Raw genomic sequence first — 11233 nt, 5'->3', positions numbered from 1 at the left:
GCTCAGAGCCGCCCGCCGGCCCCCGGGCGCCGGCCGGGGCGGGGGTCGGGCGGGGCCGGGTCGGGGTGGTGGTGGGGGCGCTGCGGCGGGCGGGGGAGGTGCGCGGGGCGGCGGTGCTGGACGGGTGGCTGCGGCGGGTGCGGGCGGCGCTGGAGCGCTCGGAGCGGGGCGGCGAGGCGGACTGGTGGGCCGGGCGGCTGCTGGCGGCGGGGATCGCGGGGAGCCCGGAGCCGTCCGCGCACCGGGAGTTGCTGGAGCTGCTGGTGGACCGGGCCGGGCGGGACGAGCGGTTCGGCGCCGCGTTCTGGACGGGCCTGCCGCTGCCGGTGGCCGAACGGACCGCGCTGCTGGCCCGGTTGGCCGAGGGCCCGGGCCGGGTGGAGGTGGCCCGGACGGCGGCGGCCGAGCTGCTGGCGGCCGATCCGCGCGGCGTGCTGCCGCTGCTGTGCGCCTGGTACGGGCACACCGCCGGGGACGCCGAGCGCGCCGAGGGCGTCGCCGAGCTGGCCGACGAGCTGCTGTACGAGCACCGGGCGCTGGCACTGGACGAGTTGACCGAGGCGCTGGTGGCCACCGCGCACCCGCGGGCGGACGCGCTGCTGGGCCGGCTCGCCGAACGGGAGCCGTCCGCGCTGTGCCGGGCGGTCGACCGGTGGAGCCACGACCCGCGCCCCGAGCGGCACGTCGCGGCGGCCGTGCACGCGCTGCGCACCGCCCCGCACGCGGGCGGTTCGGGCGCGCAGCTGCTGCGGCTGGCGGCCCGCACGCTGCTCGCCCGGGAGGACGAACCGGCCCTGCACGGCGCGGCGTTGGCGCTGCTGGTGCGCGATCCGGCGGGCCGGGCCGAGCACCTGCCGGCCGCGCTGGCCGGGTACCGGGCGGGCGACCCGTTCCTGACCGCCGAGGTGCTGGCCGGGCTGCTGGCGGAGCACCCGGACCAGGTGCTGGCGGCGGTGCGCGCGCGGCTGCTGGTGCCGGGCGCCCGGGCGGGGGAGGGCCTGCGGGTGCTGGACGGGGCGGCCGACCCGGCGGTGGCGCGGGCCGGCCTGCTGCTGGCCGCCGAACTGCTGCGGGAGAACCCGGAGCGGGCCGGGGAGGTGGCCCGGCACCTGGACGCGACGCTGGACGCCGGGCGGGACGGCCGTCCGCTGCTGGACGCGGTGCTGGCCGCCGGGCCGCCGGTGCGGGCGCTCTTCGTGCCGGTGCTGGCGGCGCCCGGCGGCGGCCGGGAGGAGCTGCTGGACGCGCTGCTGGCCGCGGAGCGGGACGAGGGGGTGCTGGCGGCCGTGGTGGAGGCGCTGGCGGCCCGGCACGCCGGGCACCCGGAGCGGCGGGTGCGCGAGCTGCTGGCGCGGGTCGCCGAGCGGTGGCCGGGCGCGGACGCCGCCCTGGTGCGCTGTGCGGGCCGCTGGGCGGGTTTCGCCCGGCTGCTGGCGTCCTGGCCCGAGGAGGCCCCGCCGCCGCCCCAGGGGCCCCGGCTGGCCCGGCTGCGGGCCCTCGCCGCGTCCGGGCGGGACCCGCAGTACGCCGCCGCCGAGGCCGAACGGCAGGTGGACCGTCCCGGCGGCCGTCTGACCGGTCACACCAAGGGCCTTCCGGTACCTGGGCAGGGCCGGTCGCATGGCACGCTATAGGGGTTCGGTTTCGGTCTTTCGAGTGCACGGGTTGTGCACACCGTAGGAACAAGGAGCGGTCAGGTGCAGCGCTGGCACGGCCTGGAGGAGATCCCCGGGGACTGGGGGCGCAGCGTCGTCACCATCGGATCGTTCGACGGGGTCCACCGCGGACACCAGTTGATCATCAACCGGGTGGTGGAGCTGGCCGGCGAACTGGGGGCGAAGTCGGTCGTGGTGACCTTCGACCCGCACCCCAGCGAGGTGGTCCGGCCCGGCACCCACCCGCCGCTGCTGGCCCCGCAGCCGCGCCGGGCCGAACTGGTCGAGCAGTTGGGCGTGGACGCCGTCCTGGTGCTGCCGTTCACCGCCGAGTTCTCCCAGGAGTCCCCGGAGTACTTCGTGCGGTCGGTGCTGGTCGACGCGCTGCACGCGAAGGCGGTCGTCGAGGGCCCCAACTTCCGCTTCGGGCACCGCGCGGCGGGCGACGTCGAGCTGCTGGCCGAGCTCGGCCGGGCCGACGACTTCACCGTCGAGGTGGTCGACCTGCAGGTGCGCGGCGCGGCGGGCGACGGCGAGCCGTTCTCGTCCAGCCTGTGCCGGCGGCTGGTCGCGGCCGGCGACATGGCCGGCGTCGCCGAGATCCTCGGCCGCCCGCACCGGGTCGAGGGCGAGGTGGTCCGCGGCGCCCAGCGCGGCCGCGAACTCGGCTACCCCACCGCCAACGTGGACACCGTCCCGTACTCGGCGATCCCCGCCGACGGCGTGTACGCGGGCTGGCTGACCGCCGACGGCGAGACCATGCCCGCCGCGATCTCGGTCGGCACCAACCCGACCTTCGACGGCACCGCCCGCACCGTCGAGGCGTACGCCATCGACCGGGTCGGCCTCGACCTGTACGGGCAGCACGTCGCCGTCGACTTCCTGGCCTGGCTGCGCGGCATGGAGAAGTTCGACTCCATCGACGCCCTGCTGGAGCGGATGGCCGAGGACGTCAAGCGGGCCCGGGAGCTCACCGAGCGCCCCTGAGCGTCCCCCGCACGCGCCGGAGGCCCCCCGCGGGGGGCCTCCGGCGTTGATCAGCCCTGGTGGGGCGGCGGGTAGCCGTACCCCGGGGGCGGCGCCTCGTGCGGCGGCGGGTAGCCGTAGCCGTGCTGCGGGGGCTGCGGCTGGGGCGGGTAGCCGCCCTGCTGCGGGTAGGGCTGCTGCCAGGGCTGGCCCTGCTGCGGGTAGCCGCCCTGCTGGGGCGGGTAGCCCCCCTGCTGCGGGTACGGCTGGGGCGGGTAGCCGCCCTGCTGCGGGTACGGCTGCTGCGGCTGGCCCTGCCAGCCGGCCTGCTGCTGGGAGCGGGCGATGTCCTCGCCGACCAGGGTGGCCAGCTCGAAGTAGGCGTCCCGGACCTTGGGCCGCATCATCTGCAGGTTGACCTCGGCGCCGGCCGCCAGGCTCTCGTCGAACGGCACCACCACGACGCCGCGGCAGCGGGTCTGGAAGTGCGCCACGATGTCCTCGACCTTGATCATCTTGCTGGTCTCGCGGACCCCGGAGACCACCGTGATCGACCGCTGCACCAGGTCCGCGTAGCCGTGCGCGGACAGCCAGTCCAGCGTGGTCGAGGCGCTGGACGCGCCGTCCACGCTGGGCGTGGCCACCACGATCAACTGGTCCGCCAGGTCCAGCACGCCGCGCATCGCCGAGTACAGCAGACCGGTGCCGGAGTCGGTCAGGATGATCGGGTAGTGCTGCCCGAGCACCTGGATGACCTGGCGGTAGTCCGAGTCGTCGAAGGTGGTGGAGACCGCCGGGTCCACGTCGTTGGCGACGATCTCCAGGCCCGAGTTCGGGTCCTGCGAGGTGTACTGGCGGATGTCCATGTAGCTGCGGATGTTCGGGATCGCCGTCACCAGGTCGCGGATGGTCGCCCCGGTCTGCCGCTTGATCCGGCGGCCCAGCGTGCCCGCGTCCGGGTTCGCGTCGATGGCGATGACCTTGTCCTGCCGCTCGCTGGCCAGCGTCGCGCCCAGCGAGGTGGTGGTCGTGGTCTTGCCGACGCCGCCCTTGAGGCTGATCACCGCGATCCGGTAGCAGGTCATCACCGGGTGCCGGATCAGCTCCAGCTTCTGCTGCTTGCCGGCCTGCGCCGACTTGCCGCCGAACTGGAACCGGGACTGCTTCTGCACCTTCGGCTGGCCGCGCAGCAGCCGGTCCGAGGACAGCTCCACCGCCGCCGTGTAGCCCAGCGCCGCCCCGTGCGCCGCGGCCTGCCCGGCCGCCTGCTGGAACTGCGCCGGAGCCTGCGGGGCCCCGCCCGGGTTGTGCTGCTGGTACGGCTGCGGCGGCTGCTGCGGCCAGCCGCCCGCCCGCGGATCGGCCGGCGGCTGCTGCTGGGCGGGCCACTGCTGGCCCTGCTGCGGGTAGGGCTGCTGGACCTGCGGCGGGTACTGCTGCTGGGGCCACTGCTGCTGCGGGGGCTGCTGGGCGTCCGGCGCCGGGTAGCCGCCCTGCTGCGGGTACGGCTGCGGCGGCGGCGCCTGCTGCGGGACGGGCTGGGGCTGGACGGGCTGCGGCTGCGGGGCCTGCTGCTGCACCGGCGGCTGCGGGGCCTGCGGCGGCCCGGGAACCTGCTGCGCCACCGGCGGCGCGGCGTCCGGCACCGGGGCCTGCGCGGCCGGCGCGTTCGGATCGGGGTCCGGCTGCGCGGCGGTCTGCGCCTGCACCGGCGGCTGCTGCTCGGCCGGCTGGACGGGCTGCGGCTGCTCCGGCTGCGCGGCTACCGGCGGACCCGGCGGCTGGGGGGCCTGCTGCTGCACCGGCGGCTGCTGGACCTGCGGCGGCGGCGCCTGCTGCTGCACCGGTGGGGGCTGCACCACCGGGGGCTGGGCCTGCGGCACCTGCTGCTGCTGGACGGGCTGCTGCTGGACCGGCTGCGGCTGCGGCGCCGAGGTCGGAGCACCCGGCGCGGCGCTCTGGGTGTACCAGGACGGAGCGGTGTAGTCCGGGGCGTCGGACCAGTCATCGTCGTCCTCGGCCGCGTTGTCGCCGACGTAGACGCCGTCCCGATCGCTGCTCACTGGGGCTCCCTCGTTCTCGCCGAAACTGCTTCGGCGGTTGCCGTCGGGCAACAAGACTAGGCCGTGCGCGGGCCCGCTTTGAAGGCGGTGCCCGACCTCACGGCGGATCCGACCGGCCCGGCCGGCCCGCCCGCACCCGGGCCCCCGTGGCCCTTCCGGAGCGTGCGGACCGGCCGGTCGGCGGTCAGTCCATGCGGCGGGGACCGCCCAGCACCTGGGTCTCGGCCTCGCCCTGGTTGGTCATCACGTACTGGCGCCGCATCCGGGTCGCCCACAGCGTCACGTTGTCCGGCAGCGTCGGCAGCGCGCTCACGTCACCCGGGGCCAGCGACAGCAGCCGGCCCAGCATCTCGGCCTCCTGCGGCGAGACCCGCTGCAGGCCGACCAGGTCGGCGGCGTTCAGCACCCGGCCCGCGTTCGGGCCCAGGTACGGCAGCACGGTCAGCGTGGTCTGCCAGGGCGTCGCCGACAGCCGGCTGCGGTTGGGCCGCGCACCCAGGTCGCGGACCACCAGAACGGGGGACGCCACCGAGGCGCCCTGCGCACCCAGCCGGCCCACCTGGTGGACCGTCACGCACGGCTGCCCGCCGCCCGCCGCCTGCGCCATCGGCGCCCACGCCTGCGGACGGCCGGTCTCCACCGCGATCCGGGCGCCGGTCGCGGCCGCGCGCAGCGCGATCAGCTGCGCCGTCCACATGCCGCCGACCAGCACCACCTCGAACGCGGACGGGCGGAACAGCCCGATCACCGCGGGCTGCTGCTGGTGGTCCAGGCCGATCACCACGCCGTCGTCGCCGACCGGGAAGGCCAGCGCCGCGAGGTCCTCGGCCGGCAGCACGTGCTTCTCCCGGCGCGGGCCGCGCAGCCCGAAACCGGGGCGCACCCGCACCGGGCGCTGCTCGACCGGCTGCGGGGCCTGGCCGGAGTAGGTCTGGTAGGCCATCAGGACGTCCCTCCCAGGGGCAGCGTGGCGAGCAGGCCGGGGGCGTGCTCCAGGTCGAGGCGGGTCAGCGAGGCGCCGCTGTGCTGCGCCCGGGACTCCGCCTGGCGGCCCATCTGCTCGAGCCTGGACTCGTTGTGCTCGGTCAGCCGCAGGTGGCCGCTGAGCGCCACCGCGCCGCCCATCGCGCGGGACGCGGTGACCGAGAAGGTCGAGGCGAACGCGGGCGTGCCGGTCAGCTGGTTGACCAGGTCGGGGGCGGTCACCCGGCCGCCGCCCATGCCGGGGCGGGAGAGCACCGGCCACTTGGAGACCCAGTAGGTGGCGTGCCAGCGGTCGTCGATCCGGCAGTACTTCGAGGACTCCTGGGCCCGGCGCACGCCGACCCCGCCGCCGCCCGAGCCCTGCCGGCCCGCCACCGCCACCGGGTTGGCGCACACCGAGATGGCCAGCGCGGCGATCAGCTCCCGCTCGTCCAGCACGGTGGCGGTGAAGCCGGCGCTGTTCAGCCGGCCGGCCAGCTGGTCGGTGACCCGCTGCAGGGTCTTGCGGGCGCCCTCCTCGCCGCCGCCGCGGGCCAGCACTGCGGTGGCCGCGCGCTCCGGGTCGAGCTTGAGCGCGACCCAGGTCAGCCGCAGCGCCGGGGTGCTGACCCCGCCGGGGGTCTGCTGGTAGGCGCGGGCGGCCAGCGAGTGCTCGGGCAGGTGCGGGGCGGGGGCGGGCTGGGTGTGCTGGACCAGCTGCACCGACTCCAGGCCGATGTCGTCGACCTGGAGGATCGAGCAGATCAGGTCCAGCGGCACCGCGGAGGTGGCCCGGCCCGGGCGCAGCGGCTGGTCCTTGGACTGCACCAGCAGCACCGAGGTGAAGAAGGTGCCGTCGCCGACCATGCCGGTCTCGCGGCGCAGCGGACGGCCGTCGCCGAGGTCGGTCTCGATCGCGTGGGTGCAGGTCTTGAGCGCCGGGTCGAGCTCCATCACCGGCGCGATCGCCGGGTCGGTGCCGGGCGGCGGGACGTTGTACTTCGCCTCCTTGCGGCGGGCGTTGTACGCCGAGCGGACGCTCACCGCCTCGCCGGTGGTGCGGCCGCGCAGCCGCAGCAGGGCGATCACGACCAGGACCAGCGCGGGCACCGCGAAGGCCGCGGCCATCATCGTGTTGATCGACCAGCCGACCGCGACCAGGGCGGCGGCGACCTCCAGCTGGACGATCTGCTTGAGTTCCAGCCGGCGGCCCAGCAGCCCGGGCCTGGGCAGCAGCCGCAGGCCCACCGGGCCGACCGCGGCCGGGGCGGGCGGTGCGGTGCGGGCCCGGCGTCCGCCCTGGGCCTCCGGCCTCCGGCCGTGCGAAGTGGAGCGTCGTCGTGCTGGAGCGGACTGGCTTGGCATCCCCCGAATTGCCCTCTCTGCTTCAGATGTCCCGTCAGATCCCCCTGCGGGCCCGGAAAGTCTCGGGCGGGGGCCGGGTCGGCGGCCCGGATGGCGGACCGTCGGAGCCTACCCGTTACCGTACTCACCGTCTGCTGCCGCATCGTAGAGGAGTGGCCGCGAGGGTCGCCCGCCGGGTGGCAGACTCAACCGACGGCACAAGCGCGTTGACACCCGCGGGGCGGGTCACACAGGGGAGACGGGGACGAGCATGGCATCACGCCGGGACGAGCTGAACGCCTACACCTTCGCCCGGAAGCGGATGGTGGGGGCCTTCCTGCAGCCGGGCGGCGGCGGCAACGACGAGGACGCGCCGCGTCCGCTCCGCGCGGTACTGCCGAGCTTCGTGGTCGCCGCGGTGGTCGTCGCGGGCTTCGGCATGTGGGGCGTGCTCAAGCCGGCCGCGCCGCCGAACTGGGACAACGGGAAGTACATCCTGCAGGGGAAGTCCTCGACCACCCGCTACGTGATCCTGAACGACGGGCCCAACAAGGAGCCCACCCTGCACCAGGTGCTGAACATGTCCTCGGCCCGGCTGGTGCTGGCCGCGGGCGCCACCGTGCTGTCCGTCGCCGACGACGTGCTGGACAAGTACCCGCGCCGCGGCGCCACCATCGGCATCCCGTACGCGCCGGACAAGCTGCCCAAGAAGGACGACGCGGGCAAGGCGAAGCTGTGGTCGGTCTGCGACACGAAGAGCAAGCAGAACGCCCAGTCGACCGTCGGCCAGTCGGTGTTCATCGCCGCCGACCAGGACGAGAAGACCCTCAAGGACCCGGCCCGGGTGCTCGACGAGAACCAGGCGCTGTACGTCCAGCAACCGAACCTGGACGCCAAGACGGACGGCTCGTTCTACCTGGTCGACTCCAACGGGGTGAAGCACGCGATCGGCACGTACAACCAGACGGACGACCAGATCAACGCCCTGAAGCTGGCCCTGTTCGGCCAGAGCCCCGAGGCGCAGCGGGTCACCAATGACTGGATGAACACGCTGGCGGACGGCAACCCGGTGCAGTTCCCGGACATCCCCGGGCTGGGCGACAAGCCCCAGAACTCCCGCCTGGACCTGTCGGACTCGAAGCAGAAGAAGGTCGGCCGGCTGCTGTCGTTCCAGGACGCCTTCTACGTGGTCGGCCTCGACCACCTGTACCAGATCACTCCGTTCCAGTACCAGCTGATGAAGTACGACCCCCGGGTGGTGAGCGCGTACGGCAGCAACGAGGCCAAGGCGGACCCGATCAACGCGAGCGACATCAACAAGCTCCAGCCCCAGATCGACAACCACCTGATGACCGAGCACCCGGACATGCCCACCCACCAGCTGAAGGCCGTCAACATCGGGGAGAAGCCCCGCACCGTGATCTGCTCCACCTACGCCGGGGCCGACCAGGACGGCCGGATCAAGCGCACGGTCTGGGCGGACGGCGAGTACCCGGCGAAGGTCAGCGCGAACTCGCTCAGCGCCCACGTGACGGCCGGACACGGCCTGCTGTACCGCGCGGTGGACGGCGGCGTGCTCGACACCAGCGGCCAGACGAGCTCCGGCAGCTACTTCCTGATCACCGACGCCGGCCTGCGCTACTCGCTGCCGGCCAGCACCGCCGCGCCCACGGCCGACGGCTCCTCCGCCCCGGCCGCCCCGGCTGCCCCGGCGGCCAAGTCGGAGGCCAACGAGGCCCAGGCACGGCTCGACTACAAGGACGTCCTGCCGCCCCAGGTGCCCGCCGAGTGGTCCAAGCTGGTCCCGGCCGGGCCGGTGCTCGACACCACAGCCGCAGTTCAGCCGCAGAACGCCTGACGGACCGTCAACGCGAGTAGCGCGATCCAGTGTCATGGTCTGGTAACTACCCGCTATCCGGTGTTGGGTGTAGGGCAGTTGGCCGTTACAGTGCTTCAGAGCACCACACGAAGTGGTGCCCGTGCGGGCGTTCGCCACAGGGACGTCCGGACGTAGTCTGTCTCATGGGGGACGGTGGATCATGGCAGGTCAGTTCACGACGACCGCGGAGGAAATGACCGCCTTCGCGAACCGCATCGGCGAGGTCAACCAGCAGGTCCAGGGCGAGATCGGTCGTCTCAACAACCTGGTCTCCGAGATCGCTTCGGGCTGGAAGGGCGCGGCCGCGTCCGCGTACCAGCAGATGCAGTCGCAGTTCAACGAGGACGCGAACGCGCTCAACCGGATCCTCGACGAGATCCGTCAGGCCATCGAGGCGACCACCAAGGCCTACTCGATGACTGAAGAGGAGCAGCGTGCTGCGGTCGGTGGCATCGGCTGACGCCGGTAGCTCGTAACCACCACCACACTGCGCCCCTCCGGGGGTGCGCCGTGAATCCATCGAAGGGGAGAGATCAATGTCCGGCATTCTCGTCAATTTCCAGACCATCCAGAACGCCAGCTCCGAGGTCCGGCAGACCGCCTCGCGCATCCAGAACCAGCTGGATGACCTGAAGGCGGGCGTCCAGCGCATCGCCTCCAGCTGGGAGGGCGCTGCCCAGCAGGGCTACCAGGCCCGCCAGGCCCAGTGGGACGCCAAGGCCGCCGACCTCCAGCAGGTCCTCGCCCGCATCGCCACCGCGCTGGACAACGCCGCGCAGAGCTACCAGCAGACCGAGAACTCGAACTCGCAGATCTGGGCCTGACCGTCGGCCGACGGTCGGCACGGGGGAACTTGCACGGCAAGTGCTTGACACGGGCGGGCGTCCTCACGGGCGCCCGCCCTTCGTGCGCCGCACGGGGCGGGGCACGACCGACACGGGTGGAACGCAGTGAGGGGTGGAGCAGAGGTGGCGTCAGGATCGTTGCGCCGGGCGGGTGCGGTGCTGCTGGTGCTGGGGACGGTCGGCCCGATGGCGATCGGCCCGGCCTGGGCCGGACCGGCGCCGGCGGGCGGCGACACCCGGGGGCAGCTGCAGCTGACCGCCTCCGGTGACTGCAACTTCCCGATCAGCGAGAACACCAAGGCCAAGCCGTGGGCGCTGCAGCGGGTCTTCCTGAACGAGGTGTGGGGCACGGGCAAGCCGCAGCCCAACTCCAGCTCCAGCCCCAGTCCGGCTCCCAGTGGCAAGGGGAAGGGCAAGACCGACGGCGACGGACCGGTCCCGAACCGGACCGGCGCGGGAGTCGTGGTCGCGGTCATCGACACCGGGGTGGACAACCGGAACCCGCAGTTGAAGGACAAGGTCATCGAGGGCCCGGACCTGCTCAAGGAGACCATGGCGGCCAACAACAAGCAGCTCCCGGAGGGGACCAGCACGACCGACCTGGTGGGCCACGGCACCAAGGTGGCCGGCATCATCGCGGCCGCGCTGGACCCGACCGGCGAGATCGGCTTCGTCGGCCTGGCCAAGGACGCGAAGATCCTGGCGATCCGGCAGAACGACGCCGACGGCAACGGCGACGTCGTGAGCCTGGTCAAGGCGATCGACGCTGCGATCGGGCAGAAGGTCCAGGTCATCAACATCTCGCAGGACGTCCGGGTCCAGGTCGACCCGAACAAGTCCGAGAACGAGAACCGCTTCGACCACGACAAGGAGCTCGGGGACGCCCTGAAGCGGGCCGAGGCCGCCGGCATCGTGGTGGTCGCCTCCTCGGGCAACGACGGCACCGAGGGGCCGACCTTCCCGGCCGCCTACCCGACGGTGCTGTCCGTGGGCGCCTCCGACCGGAACAACGAGCGGGCCCCGTTCTCCCAGTACGGCGACTTCGTCAAGGTGGCCGCACCCGGTGTCGACATGCTCTCCACCGTCCCCGGCCACGGCCAGTGCACCGACAACGGCACCAGCTTCTCCGCTCCGTACGTCTCCGGGGTGGCCGCCCTCCTCAAGGGCTGGCACCCCACCTGGAACCCGATGCAGATCCGCACCGTGATCGAGCAGACCGCGCAGCGCACCGAGCGGGGCCCGAACAAGTACATCGGCTGGGGCGTGGTCGACCCGGTGAAGGCCATGGAGTACAGCGAGGTGCCCGGCCCGAGCGCCTCGCCCAGCGTGGACGCGCAGGTCAAGCTCGACACCGTGCCGCTGAAGCCGCAGCCGCTCGGGCTGGAGGAGACCCAGGCCGACCGGGACCGCCGCACCGGCACCTTCGTGCTCGGCATCGGCGCCCTGGTGGTGGCGGGCCTGGCCGGCGGTTCGATCGTCACCCGGGACATGCAACGGCGCCGCGGGCGCCACGACTGA

Annotated in this window: 8 protein-coding genes and 1 pseudogene; 6 read left to right on the top strand and 3 right to left on the bottom strand. The window is 73.8% G+C overall.

Features of this window, described 5'->3' with window-relative positions:
- Positions 1-1634: pseudogene (locus IH44_RS41590) on the top strand (serine protease); the annotation flags it as partial.
- Between the two features lie 63 nt (positions 1635-1697).
- Positions 1698-2642, top strand: a complete 945-nt coding sequence (locus IH44_RS0128955; protein ID WP_030462708.1) for a bifunctional riboflavin kinase/FAD synthetase — start codon at positions 1698-1700, stop codon at positions 2640-2642.
- A 50-nt stretch (positions 2643-2692) separates the two neighbouring features.
- On the opposite strand, the gene IH44_RS0128950 is transcribed toward IH44_RS0128955, so the two are convergent.
- From IH44_RS0128950 to eccE, 3 genes are all read right to left on the bottom strand, one after another.
- Positions 2693-4684, bottom strand: coding sequence for a MinD/ParA family protein (locus tag IH44_RS0128950; RefSeq protein ID WP_051817450.1), 1992 nt, complete (start codon positions 4682-4684; stop codon positions 2693-2695).
- 184 nt (positions 4685-4868) lie between these two features.
- Positions 4869-5627, bottom strand: a complete 759-nt coding sequence (locus IH44_RS0128945; RefSeq protein ID WP_030462706.1) for a hypothetical protein — start codon at positions 5625-5627, stop codon at positions 4869-4871.
- The gene (gene eccE, locus IH44_RS0128940; protein ID WP_030462705.1) at positions 5627-7012 is read right to left on the bottom strand and encodes a type VII secretion protein EccE; all 1386 of its coding nucleotides are present in this window, start codon (positions 7010-7012) and stop codon (positions 5627-5629) included. The genes IH44_RS0128945 and eccE overlap by 1 nt, the downstream gene beginning before the upstream one ends.
- Before the next feature lie 250 nt (positions 7013-7262).
- Here eccE and eccB point away from each other — a divergent pair, with 250 nt between their 5' ends.
- The 4 genes from eccB to mycP all read left to right on the top strand — a co-directional run bounded on the left by eccB (position 7263) and on the right by mycP (position 11233).
- The gene (gene eccB, locus IH44_RS0128935; RefSeq protein ID WP_030462704.1) at positions 7263-8849 is read left to right on the top strand and encodes a type VII secretion protein EccB; all 1587 of its coding nucleotides are present in this window, start codon (positions 7263-7265) and stop codon (positions 8847-8849) included.
- A gap of 181 nt (positions 8850-9030) precedes the next feature.
- Positions 9031-9330: a WXG100 family type VII secretion target gene (locus IH44_RS0128930; protein ID WP_030462703.1), complete on the top strand. Its 300-nt coding sequence runs from the start codon at positions 9031-9033 to the stop codon at positions 9328-9330.
- Positions 9331-9406: 76 nt separating this feature from the next.
- Positions 9407-9694 carry a WXG100 family type VII secretion target gene (locus IH44_RS0128925; RefSeq protein ID WP_030462702.1) on the top strand — a complete coding sequence of 96 codons (288 nt, stop codon included), beginning with the start codon at positions 9407-9409 and terminating at the stop codon, positions 9692-9694.
- 144 nt (positions 9695-9838) lie between these two features.
- On the top strand, positions 9839-11233 hold the full coding sequence (gene mycP / locus IH44_RS0128920; RefSeq protein WP_232795128.1) for a type VII secretion-associated serine protease mycosin: 1395 nt from the start codon (positions 9839-9841) through the stop codon (positions 11231-11233).

Source organism: Kitasatospora sp. NRRL B-11411 (assembly GCF_000721345.1).
In the GTDB taxonomy this organism is placed as follows: domain Bacteria; phylum Actinomycetota; class Actinomycetes; order Streptomycetales; family Streptomycetaceae; genus Kitasatospora; species Kitasatospora cineracea.
The sequence above is the reverse complement of the archived record's forward strand: the minus strand, read 5'-3'. Positions and strand labels throughout refer to the sequence as shown.

What these genes read in the sequence shown, in the direction of transcription:
- IH44_RS0128945 (WP_030462706.1), bottom strand. Translation starts at nt 5,627, where the DNA reads ATGGCCTACCAGACCTACTCCGGCCAGGCCCCGCAGCCGGTCGAGCAG.
- IH44_RS0128925 (WP_030462702.1), top strand. Translation starts at nt 9,407, where the DNA reads ATGTCCGGCATTCTCGTCAATTTCCAGACCATCCAGAACGCCAGCTCC.
- IH44_RS0128930 (WP_030462703.1), top strand. Translation starts at nt 9,031, where the DNA reads ATGGCAGGTCAGTTCACGACGACCGCGGAGGAAATGACCGCCTTCGCG.
- eccE (WP_030462705.1), bottom strand. Translation starts at nt 7,012, where the DNA reads ATGCCAAGCCAGTCCGCTCCAGCACGACGACGCTCCACTTCGCACGGC.
- eccB (WP_030462704.1), top strand. Translation starts at nt 7,263, where the DNA reads ATGGCATCACGCCGGGACGAGCTGAACGCCTACACCTTCGCCCGGAAG.